24 protein-coding genes are annotated in these 23,872 nt (G+C 71.4%); 11 read left to right on the top strand and 13 right to left on the bottom strand.

The features are described from left to right. Positions 1–26 precede the first annotated feature (26 nt). A complete protein-coding gene (locus HAV40_RS00820) occupies positions 27–644 on the top strand; it encodes a hypothetical protein (protein WP_166377962.1) in 618 nt (205 codons plus the stop codon). A 2-nt stretch (positions 645–646) separates the two neighbouring features. On the opposite strand, the gene HAV40_RS00825 is transcribed toward HAV40_RS00820, so the two are convergent. The 3 genes from HAV40_RS00825 to HAV40_RS00835 form a co-directional block, all read right to left on the bottom strand. After that, positions 647–1,099, bottom strand: a complete 453-nt coding sequence (locus tag HAV40_RS00825; RefSeq protein ID WP_166377964.1) for an Lrp/AsnC family transcriptional regulator — start codon at positions 1,097–1,099, stop codon at positions 647–649. A gap of 10 nt (positions 1,100–1,109) precedes the next feature. Continuing rightward, a complete protein-coding gene (locus HAV40_RS00830; protein WP_166377966.1) occupies positions 1,110–2,162 on the bottom strand; it encodes a zinc-dependent alcohol dehydrogenase family protein in 1,053 nt (350 codons plus the stop codon). Positions 2,163–2,225: 63 nt separating this feature from the next. Continuing rightward, positions 2,226–2,588, bottom strand: a complete 363-nt coding sequence (locus tag HAV40_RS00835; protein ID WP_166377968.1) for a VOC family protein — start codon at positions 2,586–2,588, stop codon at positions 2,226–2,228. A gap of 127 nt (positions 2,589–2,715) precedes the next feature. On the opposite strand from HAV40_RS00835, the gene HAV40_RS00840 reads away from it, so the two are divergent. Further along, positions 2,716–3,795: a LacI family DNA-binding transcriptional regulator gene (locus HAV40_RS00840; RefSeq protein WP_476727375.1), complete on the top strand. Its 1,080-nt coding sequence runs from the start codon at positions 2,716–2,718 to the stop codon at positions 3,793–3,795. Positions 3,796–3,833: 38 nt separating this feature from the next. On the opposite strand, the gene HAV40_RS00845 is transcribed toward HAV40_RS00840, so the two are convergent. From HAV40_RS00845 to HAV40_RS00870, 6 genes are all read right to left on the bottom strand, one after another. After that, entirely contained in the window at positions 3,834–4,697 is an 864-nt protein-coding gene (locus HAV40_RS00845) for an ATP-grasp domain-containing protein (RefSeq protein ID WP_239086227.1), read from the bottom strand. Between the two features lie 106 nt (positions 4,698–4,803). After that, positions 4,804–5,826, bottom strand: coding sequence for a hypothetical protein (locus HAV40_RS00850; protein ID WP_166377972.1), 1,023 nt, complete (start codon positions 5,824–5,826; stop codon positions 4,804–4,806). Positions 5,827–6,014: 188 nt separating this feature from the next. Continuing rightward, a complete protein-coding gene (locus HAV40_RS00855; RefSeq protein ID WP_166377974.1) occupies positions 6,015–6,989 on the bottom strand; it encodes a hypothetical protein in 975 nt (324 codons plus the stop codon). Between the two features lie 169 nt (positions 6,990–7,158). Beyond that, positions 7,159–8,163 carry a hypothetical protein gene (locus tag HAV40_RS00860; RefSeq protein WP_166377976.1) on the bottom strand — a complete coding sequence of 335 codons (1,005 nt, stop codon included), beginning with the start codon at positions 8,161–8,163 and terminating at the stop codon, positions 7,159–7,161. 103 nt (positions 8,164–8,266) lie between these two features. Then, on the bottom strand, positions 8,267–9,244 hold the full coding sequence (locus HAV40_RS00865; protein WP_166377978.1) for a hypothetical protein: 978 nt from the start codon (positions 9,242–9,244) through the stop codon (positions 8,267–8,269). 151 nt (positions 9,245–9,395) lie between these two features. Beyond that, on the bottom strand, positions 9,396–10,802 hold the full coding sequence (locus HAV40_RS00870; protein WP_166377980.1) for an aminopeptidase P family protein: 1,407 nt from the start codon (positions 10,800–10,802) through the stop codon (positions 9,396–9,398). A gap of 144 nt (positions 10,803–10,946) precedes the next feature. On the opposite strand from HAV40_RS00870, the gene HAV40_RS00875 reads away from it, so the two are divergent. After that, entirely contained in the window at positions 10,947–12,230 is a 1,284-nt protein-coding gene (locus HAV40_RS00875) for an FG-GAP-like repeat-containing protein (RefSeq protein WP_240935343.1), read from the top strand. 42 nt (positions 12,231–12,272) lie between these two features. Here HAV40_RS00875 and HAV40_RS00880 read toward each other — a convergent pair whose 3' ends face one another. The 3 genes from HAV40_RS00880 to HAV40_RS00890 form a co-directional block, all read right to left on the bottom strand. Further along, positions 12,273–13,169, bottom strand: coding sequence for a carbohydrate ABC transporter permease (locus tag HAV40_RS00880; protein WP_166377984.1), 897 nt, complete (start codon positions 13,167–13,169; stop codon positions 12,273–12,275). Next, positions 13,166–14,062: a carbohydrate ABC transporter permease gene (locus HAV40_RS00885; RefSeq protein ID WP_166377986.1), complete on the bottom strand. Its 897-nt coding sequence runs from the start codon at positions 14,060–14,062 to the stop codon at positions 13,166–13,168. The genes HAV40_RS00880 and HAV40_RS00885 overlap by 4 nt, the downstream gene beginning before the upstream one ends. Positions 14,063–14,131: 69 nt before the next feature. After that, positions 14,132–15,397, bottom strand: a complete 1,266-nt coding sequence (locus HAV40_RS00890) for an ABC transporter substrate-binding protein (RefSeq protein WP_166377988.1) — start codon at positions 15,395–15,397, stop codon at positions 14,132–14,134. 270 nt (positions 15,398–15,667) lie between these two features. Here HAV40_RS00890 and HAV40_RS00895 point away from each other — a divergent pair, with 270 nt between their 5' ends. The 3 genes from HAV40_RS00895 to HAV40_RS00905 all read left to right on the top strand — a co-directional run bounded on the left by HAV40_RS00895 (position 15,668) and on the right by HAV40_RS00905 (position 16,879). Continuing rightward, the gene (locus HAV40_RS00895) at positions 15,668–15,931 is read left to right on the top strand and encodes a hypothetical protein (protein WP_166377990.1); all 264 of its coding nucleotides are present in this window, start codon (positions 15,668–15,670) and stop codon (positions 15,929–15,931) included. A 41-nt stretch (positions 15,932–15,972) separates the two neighbouring features. Continuing rightward, positions 15,973–16,140, top strand: a complete 168-nt coding sequence (locus HAV40_RS00900; RefSeq protein WP_166377992.1) for a hypothetical protein — start codon at positions 15,973–15,975, stop codon at positions 16,138–16,140. A 163-nt stretch (positions 16,141–16,303) separates the two neighbouring features. After that, complete coding sequence (locus HAV40_RS00905; RefSeq protein WP_166377678.1) at positions 16,304–16,879, top strand: hypothetical protein; 576 nt, start codon at positions 16,304–16,306, stop codon at positions 16,877–16,879. A 25-nt stretch (positions 16,880–16,904) separates the two neighbouring features. Here the strand turns inward: HAV40_RS00905 and HAV40_RS00910 are convergent, their stop codons facing one another. Beyond that, the gene (locus tag HAV40_RS00910) at positions 16,905–18,116 is read right to left on the bottom strand and encodes an ROK family transcriptional regulator (protein ID WP_166377994.1); all 1,212 of its coding nucleotides are present in this window, start codon (positions 18,114–18,116) and stop codon (positions 16,905–16,907) included. A gap of 64 nt (positions 18,117–18,180) precedes the next feature. Between HAV40_RS00910 and xylA the strand changes: the two genes are divergently transcribed. From xylA to HAV40_RS00935, 5 genes are all read left to right on the top strand, one after another. Beyond that, positions 18,181–19,365 carry a xylose isomerase gene (xylA, locus tag HAV40_RS00915; protein ID WP_166377996.1) on the top strand — a complete coding sequence of 395 codons (1,185 nt, stop codon included), beginning with the start codon at positions 18,181–18,183 and terminating at the stop codon, positions 19,363–19,365. 204 nt (positions 19,366–19,569) lie between these two features. Further along, the gene (locus HAV40_RS00920; RefSeq protein WP_166377680.1) at positions 19,570–20,730 is read left to right on the top strand and encodes a hypothetical protein; all 1,161 of its coding nucleotides are present in this window, start codon (positions 19,570–19,572) and stop codon (positions 20,728–20,730) included. Positions 20,731–20,937: 207 nt separating this feature from the next. Then, positions 20,938–21,744 carry a hypothetical protein gene (locus tag HAV40_RS00925; protein WP_166377998.1) on the top strand — a complete coding sequence of 269 codons (807 nt, stop codon included), beginning with the start codon at positions 20,938–20,940 and terminating at the stop codon, positions 21,742–21,744. 153 nt (positions 21,745–21,897) lie between these two features. Further along, complete coding sequence (locus HAV40_RS00930) at positions 21,898–23,139, top strand: MFS transporter (protein WP_239086234.1); 1,242 nt, start codon at positions 21,898–21,900, stop codon at positions 23,137–23,139. Between the two features lie 12 nt (positions 23,140–23,151). After that, a complete protein-coding gene (locus HAV40_RS00935) occupies positions 23,152–23,802 on the top strand; it encodes a class I SAM-dependent DNA methyltransferase (RefSeq protein ID WP_166378000.1) in 651 nt (216 codons plus the stop codon). Positions 23,803–23,872: the final 70 nt, after the last annotated feature.

Consider the following 23,872-nt stretch of genomic DNA (forward strand, 5'->3'; position numbering starts at 1 on the left):
GTCGTATCGAGCGATACGGTGGTGACATGGCCGAACCGGTGACCGGCACGACGACGGACCTGCACCTCGGCATGCTCGCCTGGGCCTCCGACGAGGCGGCCCGGCGGCTGCGGTATCCGTTCCTAGCGGGCGTGGCCGGGATCGGCGGCGCTGCGATCTTCGCCGCGGTGGGCTGGACGATCGTCGCCGTGGTGCAGCGCTCCGACCAGGACCTGGTGCTGCGGTACTGGCTGTGGCACGTGGCCGCGGCAGGTCTGCTCGCGGCCGGGCTGGGCACGCTGGCGGTGCAGCTGTTCCACCAGTCCGGCGGCGGCTCGGGCGCCGAACGGGCCTGGCTGCTGGCGGCGCAGGCGGTCGCCGTGCTCGCCCCGCCGCCCGGCCTGCTGCTGATGGTCGCCAGGCCGCTGCTGTTTCAGGGCTACGCCGTGAACGACCGCTGGGGCGTGCCGGTGCTGCTCGCCGGTGGCGTGGTGCTGGCGGGCGCGGTCACCGCCGGGGTGCGCCACGTACGGCGGGTTCCGGCGCGGCAGCGGCCCGCGGTGGTCTGGTTCGCCACCGGTGTGGCCGCCGTGCTGGCCGGGCTGGCCGCCATCGGGCTCACCGCGCTGTTCCTGCCCGCGCCGCTGCCCTGCTGCTCCTGGTAGGGCTACTCCGCCAGGTGGATGCGGGGCGCGCGCTGCTCGAACGGGGTGGACAGCACCACGGTCGTGCGGGTGGTGACGTTCGCCGACGTACGGATCTCCTGCAGCAGGCGCTCCAGGTCGACCGGTGACGCGACGCGTACCAGCAGGATGTAGAAGTCCTCGCCCGCGACCGAGAAGCACGACTCGATCTCGGACAGGTGGGCCAGGCGGTCGGGGGCGTCGTCGGGCTGCGCCGGGTCGAACGGGCGGATCGCCACGAACGCGGTCAGCGGCAGGCCGATCGCGTTGTAGTCGACCCGCGCGCCGTACCCGGTGATGACGCCGCGCTGCTCCAGCCTGCGTACCCGCTGGTGGACGGCGGACACGGACAGCCCGACCTTCTCGGCCAGGTCCGTGTACGACATGCGCCCGTCGGCGGTCAGGGCCGAAACGATGGCCTGGTCGGTCTCTTCCACGGCGCTCAAACTACACCGCCCCGCCGTGCGGGCGCACCAGCACTTTCAGCGCCTTCCGATCGTTCATCGCGGCATATCCGCCCGGCACGCCGTCCAGCCCGACGGTCGCGTCGAAGACCGGCGACGGGTCCAGCGTCCCGGCCAGCACATCGGCCAGCAACTCCGGAATGTAGGCCCGCGCCGGGGCGACCCCGCCGCGCAGCGCCACGTTGCGGCCGAACATGTCGCCGATGTCGACGCCCGCCGAGCCGCCGTGCGGCACCCCGACGAAGCCGACCGCTCCCCCGTCGCGGGCCACGCCGATCGCGGTGCGCATCGACTGCTCGGTGCCGACGGCCTCGATGACCGCGTGCGCGCCCTGGCCGCCGGTCAGTTCCCGCACCACGGCGATCGCCTCGTCGCCCCGCTCGGGCACCACGTCGGTCGCGCCGAATCGCCTGGCCAAGGCCGTACGGGCGTCGTGGCGGCCCAGCGCGATGATGCGCTCGGCGCCGAGCCGGTGCGCGGCGAGCACCCCGCACAGCCCGACCGCGCCGTCGCCGACCACCGCGACGGTGCCGCCCCGGCGCACCCCGGCGGCGAGCGCGGCGTGGTGCCCGGTCGACATCACATCGGACAAGGCGAGGATCTTGACCAGTTCGGCGTCGCCGAGCCCGGACGGCAGCTTGACCAGCGTGCCGTCGGCGTACGGCACCCGCACCGCCTCGCCCTGGCCGCCGTCGGAGCCGGGCTGGCCCCAGAAGCCGCCGACGGGGCACGAGGTGTGCAGGCCTTCGCGGCAGAACTCGCAGACGCCGTCGGACCAGACGAACGGGGCCACCACCGTGTCGCCGGGTTTGACACCGGTGACGTCGGCTCCGGTGGACTCGACCACGCCCAGGAACTCGTGGCCGATGCGCTGGCCGGGCTCGCGGGCGGCGACGCCCTGGTAGGCCCACAGGTCGCTGCCGCAGATGCAGGCGTGCGTCACCCGGACCACGGCGTCGGCCGGGTGCACCAGGACCGGGTCGGGGACGTCCTCGACCCGTACGTCGTGCGGGCCGTAGATCACCGTTGCGTGCATGTGATCATCGTAGTCGCGGCGCTCCGCCGTGGTCGGCGGGATGCCCGCCAACCCGCGCGGGGCTCAGTGGCGCTCGCGGAGCAGGCAGAACTCGTTGCCCTCGGGATCGGCGTACACGGTGAGGTGCTCCTGCTCGCGGACCAGCACCGCCCCGGCGGCGACGATCGCGGCCCGCTCGTCGTCGTCGGCGACGATGTCGAGGTGGATGCGCCCGACCGGGAGCAGGTCGCGCGCCTGCGCGAGCCACACGTCGGGCTCGGTGCCCGACGGGTCGTGCAGCAGCACCGACTCGTGCTCGTCCAGGCTGCGCCCGGCGAGCTTCACCGCGTCCTCCTCGTGCACCGGCAGGCCGGTGACCAGGCTCCAGAAGGGCGCCATCAGGTACGGGTCACGGCAGTGGATGACGACGGAGGAGATGTACGGCATGGCGGACACCCTAGCCGGGTAGTCGGTTCGCGCCGACCGGATAACCGACCGGTCTTGACATCACGGCCTCGCGGCCGCTTACCGTGTGTAGCCGCCACCGGTCCGGTACCGGTCCCGCGAGGCGGCAATTCTCTCGGAGGTCCACATGCGCGTGACGATCGCCGACGTCGCCCGGCTGGCCGGGGTGAGCAAGGCGACGGTGTCGCGCGTGCTCAACGGCCGCCCCGACGTCGACCGGGCCACCCAGGCCCGCATCGAGGAGATCATGGCCGAGACCGGGTACGTGCCCAGTTCCCGCGCCGTCGACCTGGCTCGCGGGCGCACCCGTACGTTAGGGGTGCTCGCCCCGACGCTGCACACGCCGTGGATGCCGGAGCTGCTGCAGGGCGTCGCCGACGTGGTGGAGCCGTCCGGTTACGGGCTGCTGCTGCACTCGGCGGCGGGCGGCGCACCAGCGCTGGAGCGCTTCGCGGCCAACGTACGCGGCCACGCGGTCGACGGCGTGCTCGCGGTGGACCCCGGCGTGGCCCTGGAACACCTGCGTGACCTGCACCGCGACGGCCTGCCGGTGGTGGTCGTGGACACCGGCGGCTCCCCTGCGCCGCTGCCGTCGGTGGGCGCGGACTACACCGACGGCGGCCGCCGCGCGGCGGAGCTGATGCTGGCCGCGGGCCGACTGCGGCTGGCCATGATCACGGGACCCGAGGGGGATCCGGCCGGGGCGGCCTGCGCCGAGGGTTTCGCCGACCGGCTCACCGGCACGGGCGCGGTGCTGCGGGCCAGCCACGTGACCGAGGCCGACGGCACCGAGCAGGGCGGCTACGACGCCGTGCAGCGGCTGATGCGGGCCCGGTTGTTCTTCGACGGCCTGTTCGCCCACGGTGACCCGATGGCGGCCGGTGCGCTGCGGGCCCTGCAGGAGGCGGGGCGGCAGGTGCCCGGTGAGGTCGCCGTGGTCGGCTTCGGCGACGTACCGCCCGCCGCGTACACGCTGCCGCCGCTGACCACGGTGCGGGTGCCATGGTCGGACATGGGTGCGGCCGCGGCGCGGGCGCTCATCGGCCGCCTGCGCGGCGAGCCGGTCGCCGAGGAACCCATGGTGTTCGAGACGTCCCTGGTCAGCCGGGGTAGCACCCCGCCGGTGGGTCGCGTGCCCGGTCAGCGCAACCGGCGGGCGGCCCGGACTGCGGAGCTGCCCGCCTTCTGAGTCCCGGAACCGGTACCGGGGCTGTGACCTGCTGTGATTCAGGTCAGCCGGTCGAGCACGGTGGACGGATCGACACCGGTCGGCAGATCGCTGACCTGACCGTCACCGAGCTCGACCACCCGCCACGTGCCGTCGTCACGTAGCGCGACATCGGTGGTGACGAACGGGTGCCCGAACGCGGTCACCAGCGGGGCGATCGCGGTCAGGTCGGGCTCGCTGAACAGTTCCGGGGTGTCCGGGTGCGGACCGGCCAGCACCGGTTCGCCGTGCACCCACCAGACGCGGGCCTCCACGGTGTGTCCGTCGCGCTGGGCGAAACGCTCGAAGCGGCGTACCACGATCCCGCCCTGCAGTGACTCCTCCTGCAGCTCGACCATGCGGGACACGACCCGGTGCGCGTGCGCGACGTCGGCGAGGTCGGGGATGTAGCAGGCCTCGTCCCACTCGTGCTTGCGCGACTTGACGTAGTCCTTGACCACGGCCGGTCCGCCGCCCAGCGGCGCGACCAGCGCGGCGACCTGATCGGCGGTCGGCGGCTCGCCCGGCTGCCACGGCGTCCACACGCTGCCGGGGGTCACCTGCGTCAGGGTCGCGTACCAGCCGGGCAGCTCGTGCGCGGCCCGGTAGGCGGCCGGAGCCACGCGCAGGCTCACTCCGCGAGCGCCTAGCGCGTCGGCCAGCTCGGCGTAGCGGCCGGCCGGGATCATCCAGCCCCGGTACCAGACCTCGCCCAGGTCGCGGGATATCCGCCGGACCGCGGTGGCGAGGTCGCCGGACAGCAGCGCGTCGTGGTCGAGCAGGGCGGTGACGCCACCGGCGTCGCGCACGGCCCGCGCCTGGGCGGCGAAGTGGGGATCGGTCCGGGTGGCGGCGAGCGGGTCGGCGCAGAACAGCACGGTCACGACGGGCGAGCCTAGCCGACGCGCGCCCGCGACGGCGCACGGTTTCCGGCACCGGAGCGGGCCCCGGACATCGACCGACGTCCGGGGCCCGCGTGGAGCTGTACGGTCAGGGCTTCCAGAGCACCGCGCGGTAGGTGCCGTCGGCGACGTACGCCGTGCCGACGATCTGGCTGCTGTTGTTGATCCTCATCGCGTGGGCCTGCGCGCCGGGCACGAGACTCGGCAGTCCGTGCACCTCACCGGTCTCCGACCAGAAGACGGCGCGGCTGATGTTGGTGTTGCCGGTGGAGGCGATGCCGACCGCGTCACCGTCGGCGTTGATGCCCACCGGATTGATCCGGTCGGCGCCGGCGGGGATCTGCAGCGGCCGCGTGGTGCCGTCGGCCTTCCACACGTACCCGATCTCCTGCGGCCAGGTGGCCGAGATGGTCACGTCGCCCTGCGCGTTGATGCCGCCGTCCCACGCACCGCCCTCGCCGACGAGGGTCACGGTGCCGTTCGCCCACCGCGCGGCCTGGTCCTGGTTCTGGCCCACGATCACGCCGTCGTTGTTCATCTGCGTGGGCAGGAACCTGCGGTACAGGGGATCTCCCGGGGGGACGTTCGTGTTCTCCACCAGGGTCGTGACGCCGTTCTCCCAGCGGAAGCCGCGGTTGCCCAGTTCCTGGTCGAAGAAGTAGCCGACCACGACACCCGCGTCGTTGACGTCGACACCGACGCTGCGTGCGGGACCGACCGCGACCATGCCGAGACCGGGCTTCCACAGGAAGGCCTGGGTGGTCACGTTGTCGGCGAGAGTGCTCGAACCGACGATCCAGCCGTTGTTGTTGATCCCGCTGGCGCCCGTCCGCTGGCCGCCGAGCGTGCCGAGGTCGGACAGCACGCCGTTCTTCCAGCGGAAGGCGCGGGCGACCTGGCCCGGCCCGTTGGCGGTGCTGCTGCTCCCGACCACCACGCCGTGCTCGTTGAGGTCCGCCGCGCCGCTGTGCGTGGTGCCGGGCAGCAGGCCCAGGTCGATGATCTGCGGCCCGGCCGCGGCGGCCGGCGCGGAGGCCACCAGCGGTGCGGTGACGGCCGCGATGGCCGCGGACACGCCGATGGACAGGACTTGACGACGATCTGCCTTCAACAGGCTCTCGCTCTCTGAGAGGAACACGCCCCCCGTGGGGCCTGATCCCCGCAGTCTCCTCCGATCTGTTGACGGCGCAATCGGATTGCCGACCGGTGCCACCATCCATTGCCGACAGGCGGCTCGCCCGTTCGGCCGATGACACGGGCCGGGTGCCCGGATGCGAGATCCGGGCACCCGGTGGGACCTCAGCTGGTCCAGAGCACCGCGACGTAGTCGCCGCCGGTCGCGGTGAGGTTGGCCTGGCCGACGGTCTGGCCGCGCCGGTTCATGCCGTACGCCGTCGACTGTCCGCCGGGCACCAGGCCGGGCAGCAGGCGGGGTGTGCCGAACTCCGACCAGTACACGGCTCGCACGTTGCCGGACGCGGTGGTCCGGGTGCCCACCGTGTGGCGGCTCTCGTTGATCCCGTTCGTGGCGGCGAACCGCGCCCCGGCGGGCATGGTCAGGTGCAGCACCGTGCCGTCGGCCCGCCACACGAACGCGCCCTGGGTGCCGTCCCAGTACGTGCCGGTCACGTCACCGTTGTCGTTGATCGCGCTGGCGTGGCCGCTCAGCCCGGAGGCGACCGTCTGCCCGTTCTTCCACCAGGCCGGATCGCCGGAGTACTCGGCGGTCAGCGACCCGCCGATCTTGCCGTTCCCGTTGACGCCCACCGGGTCGAACCCTTCGCCGGTCGGCGTGACGATCTTCGCCATGACCCCGTTCGCCCAGCGGAAGCCGTGCAGCTGCCCGTCGGCGACGTACCGGCCGACCACCACACCGCTGTCGTTGATCCCGGTGGCGATGCTGGTCTCCCCGAGCGAACCCAGGTCGGTCATGCCGTGGCCGGGCCGCCAGAGGAACGCGTGCGCGAGGCCGCCCCCGCCGGCCAGCTCGCTGTAGCCGACGATCCAGCCGTTGTTGTTGATCGCGGTCGCCACCGCGCGGGGACCGCCCAGCGTGCCGAGGTCGGTCAGCACGCCGTTCTGCCAGCGGAACGGCCGCTCGGGCGGGTTCTCTCCCGTGCCGACCATGCTCTGGCCGACCACGACACCCTGGTCGTTGACGGCGAACGCCTGGCTGCAGCAGCCGCCGGGCAGGTTGCCCAGCACGACGACCTGGGGACCGGCCGCCAGGGCCGGGGCGGCTTGCGACGATGTCGCCAGGACGACGGCGATCACCGATACGGACAGTATCCGGCGGACTGTTCTCACGGGCGCTCACTTCCTCGTGGAGGTTCACGCCGAGTGACGGCGTGAACCTCCACGGTCCCCCGCCGGGGCCGGTCGCGCAGTCGGCATGCCGACCGGCCGCTCCTATGCGGACCTGTCGCCGTGAGGTCGCGCCCTGTCAGCGGGTCCACATGACCGCGACGTAGTCGTAGGCCGACCCGGTGCGGTACGCCATACCGACCGTCTGGCCGAGGCGGTTCACATCCTGCGCGCCGGACCAGCCGCCCGCCCACAGGCCCGGCAGCAGGCGCGGCGTACCGAACTCCGACCAGTACACGGCGCGCGTCGACCCGTCGACGGCGCTGCGCGAGCCGACCGTGTGCCTGCTCTCGTTGATCCCCGTCGTCAGGGCCTGTTCCCCACCGGCGGGCATGCTCAGGTGCAGCACCGTGCCGTCGGCCCGCCACACGAACGCGCCCTGCCGGGAGTCCCCGTACGTGCCGGACACGTCACCGTTGTCGTTGATCGCGGTGGCGTTGCCGATCAGCCCGGAGGCCACGACCTGGCCGTTCTTCCAGGTCGCCGGATCGCCGGGCGGGGTCGTGCCGAGGGTGCCGCCCAGCTTGCCGTACTTGTTGATCCCGGCGGGCATGAAACGCGCGCCGTCCGGGCCTGTGATCGTGGTCGTCACCCCGGCCGCCCAGCGGAAGCCGTGGAAGTCGCCGTCGAGCAGGTAGTGGCCCACGATCACGCCGCTGTCGCTGATCCCGGTGGCGAGGCTGGCGGACCCCGGCAGGCCCAGGTCGGTCATGCCGATGCCGGGCCGCCACAGGAACGCGTGCGTGACGAGGTCGCCCGGGGTCAGCTCGCTGTAGCCGACGATCCAGCCGTTGTCGTTGATCGCGGTGGCGAACGACCGGTCGCCGCCCAGCGTGCCGAGGTCGGTCATCACGCCGCCCTTCCACCGGAAGGCGTGGTGGGTGTTGCGCGCGACGTCGATCATGGCGTAGCCCGTCACGACGCCGTCGTCGTTGATCGCCATGGCCTCGCTGCAGCAGCTGCCGCCCAGGGTGCCCAGGGTGACGATGTGCGGCCCCGCGGCGGCGGCCGCGACGGCGGGCAGCGACACCGCCAGCACCAGCGCGGTGACCGATCCGGACAGTACGCGACGAACGGTTCTCACTGGCGCGCTCGCTTCCTGGCGAAGGGCGGGAGTCCACGCCGTGTCACGGCGCGGGTGGGAACGGTCCGGGCCGGACGCGCGCACGCGCCCGGCCCGGCCGCGTTCAGTTCGTCCAGAGCACGGCGTGGTACTCGCCGCCGGTGGCGGTGAGGTTGGCCTGCCCCACGGTCTGGCCGAGCCGGTTCACGCCCCACGCCATCGACTGCCCGCCCGCCACCAGGCCCGGCAGCAGGTTCGGCGTGCCGAACTCCGACCAGTACACGCCCCGGTAGTTGCCCGCGGCGGTGGCCCGCCAGCCGACGGTGTGCCGGCTCTCGTTGATGCCGGTGGTGGCGGCGTCGACGGTGTTCGGCGGCGGCGTCAGCGCGAGCAGCGTGCCGTTGGCCCGCCACACGCCCACCGAGGCCGGGTACTGCGCGGAGTCGTAGGACACGTCACCGCTGTCGTTGACCGCGGTGCCGTCGCCGACCAGGCCGGACAGCACCGTGAGGCCGTTCTTCCAGGTCGCGGGCTGGCTGACGTGCGTACCGGAGATCTTGCCGTTCTTGTTGACCCCGCTCGCCTTGAAGCCCGTGCCGTCGGGGGTGTTCAGGTCACTGAGCACCCCGTTGACCCAGCGGAAGCCGCGCAGTTCGCCGGCCAGCACGTACTGCCCGACGACCATGCCCGCGTCGTTGACGCCGGTGGCGAAGCTCTCGCCGCCGAGCGAACCGAGGTCGATCATGCCGAGACCGGGCCGCCACAGGAACGGACGCATCGCGCCGCTGGACAGCGTGCTGCCACCGACGATCCACCCGTTGTTGTTGACCGCCGCGGCGCCGGAACGGGTTCCGCCCAGGGTGCCGAGGTCGATCATGACCCCGTCCTTCCAGCGGAACGCGTGCTCGGGCGGGTTCTCGCCGGCGCCCACCTGGCTGCTGCCGACGACGACCCCGTGATCGTTGATCGCGAAGGCCTGGCTGCAGCAGGTGCCGGTGAGGGTGCCCAGGTCGACGGCGTGCAGCCCGCCGGAGGCCGAGGCCGGGGCGGCGCTGAACGTCACCGACAGCGCGATGGCGGCGGCGACCGATGCGGACAGCATCCGTCTCACAGTTTTCACAGGCGCTCGCTTTCGTTGGAGGACCGGGAATCACGCCGCGTGACGGCGCGGACTCCACAGTCCCCCGCGGAAGGCCTCACGCGCAGTCAGCATGCCGACCACGGGAGTCCATTGCAGACCTGTGAACGAAATGTTAAGAAGCCAGCCTGTGCATCCAGGACTCGACGTCGGAGGCGGTGCGCGGCAGCCCGTCGGACAGCATCCGGTAGCCGGTCTCGGTGATCAGCAGGTCCTCCTCGATCCGGAAGCCCATACCGCGCAGCTCGGCCGGGATCAGCCCGTCGTCGGGCTGGAAGTAGATGCCCGGCTCCACGGTGAGCACGTGCCCCGGCGTCAGCGTCCCGTCGAGGTAGCGGTCGGACCGCGCGGCGGCGCAGTCGTGCACGTCCAGGCCGAGCATGTGCCCCGACCCGCACAGGGTCCAGCGGCGGTACAGTCCGCTGTCCTCGTCGAGGGCCTGCTCCGCCGAGACGGGCAGGATGCCGAGGTCGGCCAGCCCGTACGCGTAGACGCGCATCGCGGCGCGGTGGAAGTCGCGGTACGCCGCCCCGGGCACCAGCGCGGCGAGCGAGGCGTCGTTGGCCTTGCGGCACAGCTCGTACAGGTCGCGCTGCAGCGGGGTGAAGTGACCGGAGATCGGCAGCACGCGGGTGATGTCGGCGGTGTAGAGCGAGCGCGTCTCCACCCCGGCGTCGAGCAGCAGCAGGTCGCCGTCGCGGACCGGGCCGTCGTTGTCGATCCAGTGCAGGGTCGCGGCGTGTGCCCCGGCGGCGACGATCGAGTGGTAGCCGACCTCGTTGCCCTCCAGCCGGGCACGCTGCCAGAACACGCCCTCCAGCAGCCGTTCCGAGGTCGCCTTCGCCTGCGGCAGGGCGCGTACGACGTCCTCGAAGCCGCGGGTGGTGATCGCGACGGCCTCTTCGAGCTGGGTGATCTCCCACGCGTCCTTGACCAGGCGCAGTTCGGCCAGCACGGCCTTGAGCTCGGCGTCGCCGTCGGCGGGCGCGACCGCGGCGTCGACCTCGGCGTCCAGGCCGCGCAGCACGAGCGTGGGGGTGTCCGGCTTGAGGGCTGCGGCCAACTCGCCGCGGTGGCGGGTGGTCAGCCCGAGCGCGCGGGTGCTCTCGCCGAGCGTCGGGCGGCGGCCCGCCCACAGCTCGCCGTAGCGGCGGTCGCGGAAGAACTCGCCGTTGTCGCGGGCTGAACGGGGTCGCAGGTACAGGGTGCTGTCGCCGTCGGGCTCGACGACGATGACGCCGTCGCTGGACTGGTCGCCGGTCAGCCACACGTACGCCGAGTGCGCCCGGAAGCGGTAGTCCTGGTCGTTGGAGCGCGCCTGGAAGGTGCCTGCCGGGACGACGACGCGGTGCCCGGGGAACGCCTGGTGCAGCCGGGCCCGCCGGGCCGGGGTCCAGGCGGCCACCTCGGCCGTGGGCAGGTCGTGGTGCTCCGAATCGAGCCAGCCCGTACGCATGAACTCGTCCAACGCCGCCGACACGGGCAGGTCGTGGCTACCGGTGTGGAATCGCTGCTCCGCCATGCCGAGGACAGTACCGTATCGCGATCGGGTCCTTACACCCCCGATCGCGCGCGACAGCGGCCGATCGTCGGATTGTACGCGCAATATATGCGCCCCCATCTATGGTGCGGCGGCAATTCCGCCCTCCTGATGGGAGTCCCCCCTTTGACCAGCAGAGTCAAGCGCACCCTGTCCGCCCTGTTCGTCGCGTTGCTGGCCGTGCTCGCGGTCGGCGCGGGCCCCGCCCGCGCGGCCGGGCCGATGCCGTACTTCCAGCTGCCCTTCCCCTGCGGTGAGACCTGGCGGCTGGCCACCTACTCCGGCCACGGCGCCTACGCCATCGACATGACCTTCACCGGCGGCGGCAGCAACAACCGCCCGATCCTCGCGGCGGCGGGCGGTGTCGTGGCCGAGACCGGTTTCGGCAGCCGCAGCGGCAACTACGCGATCATCGACCACGGCGGCGGCTGGTTCACCCACTACTACCACATGATCTCGGCCCCGTCGGTGGGCCGCGGCCAGGGCGTCGGCCAGGGCCAGGAGATCGGCCGGGTCGGCAGCACCGGCAACTCGACCGGCCCGCACCTGCACTACGAGGTGTGGCGCGACGGTGGCCGGACCCAGGCGTACTTCAACGGGGTCGCATCGGGCATCACCTCGGAGGGCAGCCCCGCCCGCAACGTCACCAGCGCCAACTGCGGCGGTTCCTCCGGCCGGCACGACCATGTCTCCGACTTCAGCGGCGACGGCGCAGCCGACGTGCTCGGCGTCGACGCCGCAGGCCTGCTCTGGTACTACCCGAACAACGGCCTCGCCCTGTCCCCACGGGTCCAGATCGGCAACGGCTGGGCCACCTTCAAGCACGTCATGGCAGCCGACTTCAGCGGCGACGGCGCGGCCGACGTCCTCGGCGTCGACGCCGCAGGCCTGCTCTGGTACTACCCCAACAACGGCCTCGCCCTGTCCCCACGGGTCCAGATCGGCAACGGCTGGGCCACCTTCAAGCACGTCATGGCAGCCGACTTCAGCGGCGACGGCGCAGCCGACGTCCTCGGCGTCGACGCAGCGGGCCTGCTCTGGTACTACCCGAACAACGGCCTCGCCCTGTCCGCGCGGGTCCAGATCGGCAACGGCTGGGCACCGTTCACGCACGTGGTCGCGGCGGACTTCAGCGGCGACGGCGCAGCCGACGTCCTCGGCGTCGACGCCGCAGGCCTGCTCTGGTACTACCCCAACAACGGCCTCGCCCTGTCCGCGCGGGTCCAGATCGGCAACGGCTGGGCACCGTTCACGCATGTCAACGCGGTCGACTTCAGCGGCGACGGCAGCGCGGACGTGCTCGGCGTCGACGCCGCCGGGCTGCTCTGGTACTACCCGAACAACGGCCTCGCCCTGTCCGCGCGGGTCCAGATCGGCAACGGCTGGGCACCGTTCAAGCACGTGATGTGAGCCCCGAGGTGCGGGGCGCCCGCCAGGCGCCCCGCACGACGGTCAGCTCTTGACCGAGCCCGCCATCAGGCCGCCGATGAACCAGCGGCCCAGCAGGACGTACACCAGCAGCGTCGGCAGCGACGTGATCAGCGCACCGGCCATCGCCGCCGCGTAGTCCGGCGACTGCGCCCCGGCCAGCGCGTTGAGCGCGATGGTGATCGGCCCGTTGCGGTTGTTCGACAGGAAGATCGCGAACAGGTAGTCGTTCCAGGACGAGGTGAACTGCCAGATGACGGTCACCACGAAGCCCGGGATCGACACCGGCAGGATCAGCGACCGGAACGTGCGCAGCAGCCCCGCCCCGTCCATCTGCGCCGCCTCGATCAGCTCCTCCGGGATGATCGTCGCGTAGTAGTTGCGGAAGATCAGGGTGCAGATCGGGATGCCGTACACGGTGTGCACGAAGATCAGCGTCGGGATGCCGGGCGCGATGCCCAGCCAGAGCACCACCTCGCGCAGCGGGATCATGACCGCCTGGTACGGGATGAACATGCCGAACAGGATCAGCGTGAACACCACGTCCGCGCCCGGGAAACGCCAGCGCGACAGCACGAACCCGTTCGCCGCGCCGATCAGCGACGAGATCAGCGCGACCGGGATCGCCAGCTCGAACGTGCGCCCGAAGGACGGGCCCAGCGCGGACCACGCCTTCGCCCAGGACGCGAACGTCCACGTCTCCGGCAGGTTCCACTGCCCGTTGACGCCGATCTCGCGGCCCGACTTGAAGCTCGTCACGACCAGCACGTACAGCGGCATCAGCACGATGAGCACGAACAGCACCAGCAGCCCGTAGCGCAGGGTGCGGGCCACCGGCCTGGGCCGGCCCTGGCGCGGCGCGGGCGCCCCGCGCGGGGGCGCGGTGGCGGCGGGCGCGGCGGCGACGGTCTCGGTGCTCATGAGCGCTTCTCCGAGCGGTTGACGTGGATCAGGTACGGCACGACCACCACGGCGACGATCAGCAGCAGGAACACCGAGATAGCGGCGGCCTTGGCGTAGTCGCGGGTGAGCAGGGTCTGCCAGACGTACACGGCCGGGACCTCGGTCAGCCACTGCGCCCCGGACACCGACATGATCAGGTCGAACATCTTCATGGACATGTGCCCGGTGATGATGAGCGCCGACAGGATGGTCGGGGTCAGCTGCGGGAACAGCACCTGCCGGTACAGCTGGAAGGTGGTGGCCCCGTCCACGACGGCGGCCTCGCGCAGTTCCTCGGGGATGCCCCGGAACCCGGCCAGGAACAGCGCCATCACGTATCCGGACAGCTGCCAGATCGCGGGTACCGCCATCGCGGCCATGCCCCAGTCGGGGTCGGTCCACCAGGGGCTCTCCAGGAAGCTCAGCCCCAGCCCGTGGAAGATCGCGTTGATGCCGCCTGCGCTGTCACCCTGGCCGGTGTTCATCAGCCAGCGCCACACCACGCCGGAGGCGACGAACGACACCGCCATCGGGAACAGGTAGATCGTGCGCCAGAAGCCCTCGGCCTTGGCGCGGCGCTCCAGCAGCAGGGCCCAGATCAGGCCGAGCACGATGGTGCCGACCATGAAGACCAGCGTGAAGACGACGAGGTTCTTCAGTGAGTGTACGAACCGGTCGTTGATGTCGCTGGTGAACAGTTTGGTGTAGTTGTCGAGCCCGACGTAGCCCTTGGCGGGCCGGGCGTTGTGGCGGTCCTGCAGGGACAGGTTGACCGTCCAGCCGATCAGGCCGTACACGAACACGGCCAGCAGGATCAGCGACGGTGAGATGAGCAGCAGCCCGGGTATCCAGGTCCGCCTCCGGTGGCGCAACGCGACCTCCTCGGTAAGGAAGGGCACCTTCCAGGTGCGGAAGGCGCCCTTCGTTGCCTTGCGGCGAACTTACTTCTTCGGACCGAACTCCGCGGCGGCCGACGCCAGCGCCTTCTGCAGCGCGGCGACATCACCGTCGCTGGAGAACTTGCCCTGCGCCGAGCCGACCGCACCCTGCCAGGTCTGCGCGCACGCGGAACCGTGCGGGCAGCTGGGCACCTGGGTCGCGGTCTTCCAGTCGGCCATCGCGGCCTGCTGGTACGCCGGGAAGCCGTCGGTGCCCACGTCGGTGCGGGCCGGGATCGAGCCCTTCTTCTGGTTGAACGCGGCCTGGCCGGTCGCGCTGCCCACCGTCTTCAGCCAGCACTTGGTGCCGTCGGCGTTCTTCGCGCCCTTGGGCAGCACGAACGAGTCGGCCAGCCACTGGAACGTGTTGCCGTTGCCCGGGAACACCGACCAGCCGTAGTCCTTGAAGCCCTTGGCGTCGAGGTCGGCCGCCTCCCAGTCACCCATCAGCTGGTACGCCGCCTTGCCGTCCATCAGCAGCTTCTCGGCGTCGGTCCAGTCGAAGGTGTCCCGATCCTTGTTCGTGTACGTCAGCAGCCGCTTGTACGTGGTGATGGCGTCGGTGATGTCCGCGCCGGTCCACGAGGTGGTGCCGTTCCACAGGCCGTTGAACTTCTCCGGGCCGAGCTTGGAGATCAGCAGCGCCTCGAACAGCATCTGCTGGGTCCAGTCCTTGCCCAGGGCCAACGGCGCGGCCACGCCCGAGGCCTTGAGCTTGTCCAGGTCGGCGAAGAAGCCGTCCAGCGTGGTGGCGTCCTTGGTGATGCCGGCCTTGGCCAGCACGGTCTTGTTGCTCCACAGCACGTTGGCGCGGTGGATGTTGGCCGGCACCGAGTAGATCTTGCCGTCGACCGTCAGGTTGTCGATGAGACCCTTGGGGAAGGCGTTGGTCAGACCCCATTCGGTGTACTGGGCCGACAGGTCCTCGAGCTGGTCGTCGTTGATGTAGTCGGACAACTCCGCGCCCGCGTGGGCCTGGAACGTGTCCGGCGGGTCGTTCTGCTGCAGCCGCGAGGCCAGCACCTGCTTGGCGTTGCTGCCCGCGCCGCCCGCGACCGCGCCGTTGAGGAACTCGAAACCGGCGCAGTCGGTCTTGAAGACGCCGACCAGGCCGTCGAGACCGGCCTTCTCACCACCGTCGGCCCACCAGGTGAAGACCTCGACCTTCTTGCTGCCTTCGCCGGGCTCTTCGCTGCTGCTGCAGGCCACGGTCGCGAACATCGTTCCGAAAGCGACGGCCACGGCTGCCACTCGCCTGGAAAGACGCATACTTCCTCCATCTGATTCTTGACATCGTTGTCTCACGCGCCTGCCCAGACTTCTCCGCCCGTTGCGGGCCTGTCAACGCCGGTTACCGTTTTGTTGCCGGACCCAACAGATTCGAGATCAGGTCCTCGCCCATAGTCACCGAGCGGACACCGACGGCAGATCCGGCGCAGCCGTGACCGCCGGCGCCCCCACACAGGCGATGACCAATGCCTGAAGAATAGTTACGATGTATCAATGTCTCTTCGCAAACATTTTGCAGCAGCGGCACTGGTGCTGGGAGCGCCCCTGGCCGCGGTCGCCGTCGCGCAACCGGCGCAGGCCGTGTCCATCGTCGAGTGCGAGTCGCACGCGAGCTGGTACGACTGCGACATCCAGCCCGGCTACCAGGTGTCCGCCTGGTACGTCGACGGTGTGCAGGTCGGCTGGCCCAGCGGCCCGTGCACCCCCGGCCCGACGCGCCACACGGTGCGGGCCGACTGGTACACCTCCACCAACAGCGGAACCGCCCGGGCCACCTTCGTCTGCCGCGCCTGATCCGTTCGGCGTCCGTCCCCCACCCTGGTATGGTCTCGCCGATGTCCGACGGTTCCTACTTCGCCAGCACCCGGGTCCCGGCCTCTCGGCGCCGGGACCCCATGCTCCTGGCCACCGCCGAACCCGGGACCGAGCTGGACCGGTTCCTGTCGGCACTGCGGCGCGGCGTCCGTTGCGAAGAGCGGATGGGCGGCCAGGCACCCCGCTGACCCTGCCGATGCGCCCCGAACCGGACACCGGCGACTAGCCGGGCCTGACGCCGCGTCAGCGGCGACCGCGCGGCGGGGCTCTGGTGAGGCTGCTTCCGAGCGACACAGGGGCAGGCTCGCCGACCTGGTCTCGGCGCGGTCACGGCGGGCATAGCCTGTAGACATGGGTGCAATCACGATTCTGCGGCCGCTGGCATTGGGCATGGCCACGGGCATGCGCTCGCAGCTCGGCTTGGCCGCGCTCGCGGTCGCGATGAGCCGGGGCGGACGCAAAAAGGGCAAGAAGAGCCGCGGATTCTCCTCGATGGTGCAGAGCCAGGTGCTGTCGAGCCCGCTCGTCCGCAAGAGCCTGGTCGCCACGGCCGCGACCGAACTGGTGGCCGACAAGCTGCCCAGCACCCCCAGCCGCCTGAACAAGGGCCCGCTGCTGGCCCGGCTGGCCCTCGGCGGCCTGGCGGGCGGGCTGCTCGGCTGGTCGGACGGGCGCGGTATCGGGCGGGCAGCGGCAGGGGCGGCGCTCGGCGCGACCGGCGCCGGCCTGGGCGCGTACGGCGGCTACCACGTGCGGGCCGCGCTCGACGGGCGCACCCAGGTCGCCGACCGCTACTGGGCGCTGGCCGAGGACGTCACCGCCGTCGGGCTGGCCGCGTTCGCGGTGGCGGTCACCGACGACACGGACGACGCGGCCGCCGTCGAGCAGCGCGAGGCGCACGAACCGGCGTTCGCGTTCGCCGGCTGAACGCCACCCCGGGCGACCCGCGCGGCTACTCGGCCGCGGTACGGGTGGCGAGGAACCGGGCCGGGTCGTCGAGGATGGCCTGGGTGACCGCGCGCGCCGCGCCGACCAGGGCGGCGTCGGCGCCCAGCGCGGAGGCACGCACCTTCACCGGGGACCAGCGCGCGGTGATCACGCGCCGGGTCAGCTCCCGCTCGATGGCCGGACGCAGCCAGTCGATCAGTTCGGCGTAGTGGCCGCCGAGCACCACGGTGGCGATGTCGAGCAGGTTCACGGCCCCGGACAGCGCCACGCCCAGGGCGGTGCCGGCCTGTTCGAGAGCGTCCAGCACCGGCGCGTGGCCCCGGGCGGCCCCGGCGGCCAGGTCGGCGAGCACCGTCGCGCCCGCGGGCAGGCCCGCCGCGGCGCGGATCGCCTCTTCACCGGCGTACTGCTCCAGGCAGCCCCGGGAGCCGCAGTGGCAGTCGGGACCCTGCGGGTCGATGGTGACGTGGCCGATCTCTCCTGCCCAGCCGCGCGACCCGCCGAACAGCTCCCCGTCGAGCACGATGCCGCCGCCGATGCCGATCTCGCCGGACACGTAGAGGAAGCTGCGCAGCCCCGTGGCGTGCCGCTCCCCCAGCGCGGCGAGGGTGGCCTCGTTGGCGACGTCCAGCGGCAGGCCGCGCAGTCCGCCCAGATCCTCCGGCCGGGGCAGCGCGACCTGCTGCCAGCCTAGGTTCGGGGCGATCCGGATCGTGTCACCCTCGACCAGTCCCGGCACGGCGATCACGCCCCCGGCCGGGGTGAGCCCCCGCGCCGCGACGGCGGCCACGGCCTGATCGGCCAGCTCGCCGAGGGCCTGCCAGGTCTGCGCAGGGCTGTGCTCACGCTGGTCGAGGTGGCGCACCTGACGATGGCGTACGGCACCGGTCAGGTCGACGGCGCAGACTGCCAGGTAGTCGACGTTGACCTCCATGCCGAGCCCGGCCGGGCCGGTGCCCGCGGGCACGATGCCGGTGCCGGGACGGCCGACACCGGAGCGCGACACGGGTTCGAGTTCGGCGACCAGCCCCCCGGCGATCAGTTCGTCGACGATGGTGGAGACGGTGGCCCGGGTCAGCCCGCTGGCCGCCGCGATCTCGGCCCGGGAGGGGGGCCGGTTCGCGGCGGTGACATGGCGCAGGACCAGCGCGAGGTTGTGGTCGCGCAGGCTGCGCTGGCGCACCGGATCGTCTCGGCGCGGCGGGCGGGGCGGCATGGTCTTGACAATGCCACACCCTATAAGTTCAATGGCTGAACAAACAAGATTTCAGGGAGATGACATGACGCAGCCGACGCCGGCCGACAAGTTCACGTTCGGCCTCTGGACCGTGGGATGGCAGGGCCGTGACCCGTTCGGCGACGCCACCCGCGAGGCGATCGACCCGGTCGAGTCCGTGCACCGCCTCGCCGACCTCGGCGCGTACGGTGTCACGTTCCACGACGACGACCTGATCCCGTTCGGCTCCGACGACAGCGAGCGCGAAGCCATCATCAAGCGCTTCCAGGCCGCGCTCGCCGAGACCGGCCTGGTCGTGCCGATGGCCACCACCAACCTGTTCACCCACCCGATCTTCAAGGACGGCGGCTTCACCAGCAACGACCGCGCCGTGCGCCGGTACGCGCTGCGCAAGGTCATGCGCAACATGGACCTGGCCGCCGAGCTGGGCGCGCAGACGTACGTGCTGTGGGGCGGCCGCGAGGGCACCGAGTACGACGGCTCCAAGGACGTGCGCACCGCACTGGAGCGCTACCGCGAGGGCCTGGACATGCTCGCCCAGTACAGCATCGACCGGGGCTACGGGCTGAAGTTCGCGCTGGAGCCCAAGCCCAACGAGCCCCGCGGCGACATCCTGCTGCCGACGATCGGCCACGCGATCGCGTTCATCGACAGCCTGGAGCACCGCGACATGGTCGGCCTCAACCCCGAGGTCGGGCACGAGCAGATGGCGGGCCTGAACTTCCTGCACGGCATCGCCCAGGCGCTGTGGCACGGCAAGCTGTTCCACATCGACCTCAACGGCCAGCGCGGCATCAAGTACGACCAGGACCTGGTGTTCGGCCACGGCGACATCGTCAACGCGTTCTTCCTGGTCGACCTGCTCGAGTTCGGTGCGGCCGACGGCGGCCGGGCGTACACCGGCCCGCGCCACTTCGACTACAAGCCCTCGCGCACCGAGGACCTCGACGGCGTCTGGGCGTCGGCGGCCGCCAACATGCGCACGTACCTGCTGCTCAAGGAGCGCGCCGCGGCATTCCGGGCCGACCCGCGCGTCGCCGAGGCCCGCGCCGCCGCCCGCTACGACGAGCTGGCCGTGCCGACCCTCGGCGCGGGCGAGACCTTCGACGACCTGCTCGCCGACCGCGCCTCCTACGAGGACTTCGACGTCGACGCCCAGGCCGCCAAGGGCGGCGCCTTCGTCCAGCTCAACCAGCTCGCCCTGGAACACCTCCTCGGCGTCCGCTGACCCGCCCCGGGCCGCCGCCCCCGCAGCTCGGCGCGGCTGCGGCCCGGCCATGAGCGCCGTTTCGGGGCAGAACCTCGGGTGCCACCGCAGGTTCTGCCCCGAAACGGCGATCCCCGTCCGACGTTCCGATCTTGAGCGGATATGTAGAGAGACTGTAATCAATGCCGCGAGTATTCCGGCATGACACGTTTCAGGATGAGAGGCGTGCTCGCGTCACTGGCGAGCCTCGTTCTCCTCGTGGTGATCGGCGGAGCGGCCCCCGCGACAGCGGCGGTGGCGACCCCGGTGCCCATCTCCACGACCCCATTCGCGATCAGGGCCAACTACGCCGCGTATGGCACTGCGGCCGGCAGGCTGGACGCGCTGCTACCCAACGTCACGGTCTCCGCCGTCATGGACGACGCGAACTACGACCGGCGGGGTCTGTGCAACACGGACTCGATACCGAAACTCGTCGGGCCGTTGACCGGGTTCTGCTTCAACGACGCCGACACCACGGACTGCCACACGTTCCCGCAGGGTCTGACCACGACCCGGGACGCCACGGGCGGCGAGTACGACGGGCGGCAGCTCATCGTGACGAGCTGGTACCAGAAGAGCGAGTGCGGTGGGGACTACGACACCACCCGGACCAAGGTGATCCTCGCGGACTGGGACGGCGACCACCCGAACAAGTACCGCAAGCTGATGCTGGTCCAGCCGTACATCGACACCGCGGGCAATCCGAACTTCCGCCCGTACCTACTGCACGCCTCCGGCATCTCCTGGTACGGCGACTACCTGTACGTGAGCAACGGCAGCACCGGCCTGGAGATCTTCGACATGCGCAAGATCTGGCGCGTGGACGACACCGGCAGCGGCATCGGACGTCAGTCCGACGGCAGCTACGAGTCGGCGGGCTACAAGTACGTCCTACCCTCGGTCGGCACCGTACGCAACGCGGGCAGCTCTCCGCTGCAGTGGTCGACGCTGGGTCTGGACAGGGCACAGCTCTCACTGGTCACGACGGAGTGGATCGAGACCTCCGGCACCCGCCACGCCGTGCGCTACCCGCTGGACGCCGCCACCAAGGCGTTCAAGGCCGGCAGCGACGGGCTGGTCCACGCCACCCAGGCCCTCAACTACACCTACGTCCACGTCCAGGGCGCGGTGTCGCACAACGGCCGCTGGTGGTTCGGGGCCAGCTCACCGGTGGGCATGTACTACTGGGAGCCGGGCACCTCGGCCCGCATGTTCGCCTGGGAGGGCTGGACCGAAGGACTCTCCTACTGGGAGGACTCCGCGAACCCGGATCTGCTCTGGACGGTGACGGAACAGCTCGACAAGCGGGTTGTCGTCGCCGTCGAGCAGTCCCGATACTCCTGAGGCCGTGGTCACGACGTGAACGCGCTCGGCCGCCTGGCTTGCCGATCACCACGCCAGGCGGCCGAGGACCTCGCGGCCGGCACCGGGCGCGTCGCGAACGATGATCGCGAATCCGACTCATGAATGGCCGTCTGGACCTTGAGGACGGCCCGATCCGGCGCGACGATGGTGGCCGCAAGGTCAAGATGTCAAAGGAGTCGGCGTCCGGTGAGCAACCTTTCCAGCCCTCGCATTGCCCGCACCAGCCGGATCGTCACGCCCGCCCGCAGCGTCGGCTCGCGGGTCGGTGCCGCGATCACGACCGCTGCGCTGCTGCTCGGCGGCAGCGCCTGCGCGTCGAAGAAGGCGGCCGACGACCCGACGTTCGAGACCAAGCTCGAACCATCGGCCACCCTGAGCGCTCCGGCATCGACACCGCCGAGCGCCACGGCTTCGGCCCGACCGGCCACGTCCACCGCACCGGCGACCGGACCCGCGATCACCCGCCTGTCCGTGACCGGCATCCGCTGCGACGAGTTCACCGACGCCGGCGGCTGGATCGGCTACGTGGACGTCACGTGGGCCCTCACGCGAGGCGACAACGTGCAGCTCTACGGGCCGAAGTCGAACGACTTCCTCGGCGGGTACGACGCCGCCAGCACCTCCGCCACCTTCCAGATGGTCTGCGAGCCGAACACGTCCTTCCTGATCCGGGCCGTCCCGCAGAAGGGCAGCACCGCAGGCTCCCGGCGGACCTACACCGGCAAGTGGCCGAACTCGCCGCGTACGACGAAACTGACGGTGACCCGAGGAAGCTGTGTCATCGGACTCGGCGACTTCACGGTCAACTGGACCACCCAGGGCGCGGACGGCGTGCGCATCGAGGTCAACGGCAACTCGTTCCCCGCCGGTGCCAGCGGCAGCAAGACGCTGACGAATCAAACCTGCGGCGCCGGCAAGGCCTACCCGGTACGCGTCGTCGCCTACCGGGGCACCAGCGCAGGCGGCTATCGCGAGACGACCCTGACCTGGTGATCCACTAGCACCGACAATCCGGGCCATGATCGCCGTTTCGGGGCAGAACCTCGGCCGCTGCCACAGGTTCTGCCCCGAAACGGCGATCTTCCGTGACAGGGGCCACGTAAAACGGGCGCGCACGCGACGAGCAGGCCGGTTAACCTGCCCAGGGTGCGCTCCCGGATGATCAACCTGCTGCCTGAGCACCCCGCGACCCGTGCCCTGGTCTTCAGCAGTCTCGCCGGGTCGACGGCACGCGGGCTGTTCATCACGATCAGCGTCATCTTCTTCACCCGGTCGGTGGGCCTGTCCGCCGGGCAGGTCGGGCTCGGTCTGACCGTCGCGGCCGTCGCGGGGCTGCTGGCGGGAGTGCCCGCCGGGCACCTGGCCGACCGGGTCGGCCCGCGCCGGGTCGCCGTCACATTCGGCGTCGCGCGGGCCGCGCTCATGCTGGGCTACCTGGCCGTTCACGGCTTCGCCGGGTTCGTCCTGGTAGCCGCCGGGGTCCAGGTGCTCGAGTCGGGCATGGGCGCCGCGAACGGGGCCCTCATCGCCGGATCGGTCCCGGCTGAGGAGCGCGTGCGCACCCGGGCCATGCTGCGCTCGGTCATCAACGTCGGCTGGGGCTTCGGAGCACTGATCGCGGGCATCGCTCTGAAGTACGACACCCGGCCCGCCTATGTCGCGATCCTCGTGGCCTGCGCCGCCCTGGCTTTGCTCTCGTCCACCCTGGTCCTGCGGGTTCCTCCGGTCGCGCCGCAGCCCCGGCGGGCGTCCGGACCCGCCCTGATCGTGCTGCGGGACCGCCCCTACCTGACACTCGCAGCGCTCAACGGGGTGCTGTGCGTGCACTACGGCATGCTCAACGTGGCGGTGCCGCTGTGGGTGGTCGAACGCACCAACGCACCAGCCTGGATCGTCGCCATGCTCGGCCTGCTCAACGCCACCGTCGTCGTGCTGTTCCAGATCCGCGCCAGCCGGGGCACCGCCACCGCCGAGGGGGCCGCGCTCGCCCAGCGCACCTCCGGGCTGCTGCTGCTCGGCGCGTGCGTGCTCTACAGCCTCGCCGCCGGGCGGTCCGCATGGATGGCCGCCGTCGTGCTGGTCGCCGCGGCGCTGGTGCACGTGCTCGGCGAGCTGCGCCAGGCCGCCGGCTCGTGGGGCATCTCGTTCGACCTCGCACCCGAGCACTCGCAAGGCCAGTACCAGGGCATGTACGGCACGGGCTTCGCGCTGGCCGGGGTCGTCGCACCGGCGCTGCTCGCCACGGTCGTCGTGGGTTGGGGCTGGCCCGGCTGGCTACTGTTCGGTCTGGTCTTCGCGGCCACCGGCGCGGCGGTCCCGGCGGCCGTCCGCTGGGCTCGACGCACCCGTCCGCAGGTCACCGCCCCGCAAGCCGCCCTGGTCCCTTAGGAGCAAAGTTCGATGACAGCACCGCCCCCTGACTGGCTTGCCGACATCCGGGCCTCGTACGACACGGTCGCCGACAGCTACGCCGACCAGACCCGCGGCTCGGTCGCCGCCGAGCCGTACCTGCGCGCGGGCCTGAACCTGTTCGCCGACCTGGTCCGCGCGAGCGGCCCCGGGCCGGTGGTCGACGTCGGTTGCGGCCCGGGCCACATCGCGGCGCATCTGCACGGGCTGGGACTCGACGTGTTCGGGATCGACCTGTCCCCCGCGATGATCGCGATCGCCCGACGCGAGTACCCCGAGCTGCGGTTCGACGTCGGCTCGATGACCGACCTCGACCTCGCCGATGCTTCTGCCGCGGGGCTGCTCGCCTTCTGGTCGCTGATCCACATCCCCGGCGACGCGGTCCCCGGGGTGCTGGGCCAGTTCCGGCGGGTGCTGCGGCCCGGAGCGCCGCTGCTGGTCGGTTTCCACGTGGGCGATACGTCGAAGGTCAAGACGCAGGGCTACGGCGGCCGTCCGATGAAGGTCCACGTCCACCACCGTCGCCCGGAGTCCGTCGCGGCCTGGCTGCGCGACGCGGGATTCATCGTGACCGCCGAACTGCTGGTGAAACTCGACCAGGGCACGCCCGGCGCGATGCTCTACGCGCACCGCGCGCCATAGGGTCGGCGGCTTCGCCGCCTCGCCGATCACGGCCCCGGCCGAGCATGAGCGGGTTCAGCCTGCCGGACGG

It is taken from the genome of Catellatospora methionotrophica, assembly GCF_011297335.1.
Lineage (GTDB): Bacteria > Actinomycetota > Actinomycetes > Mycobacteriales > Micromonosporaceae > Catellatospora > Catellatospora methionotrophica.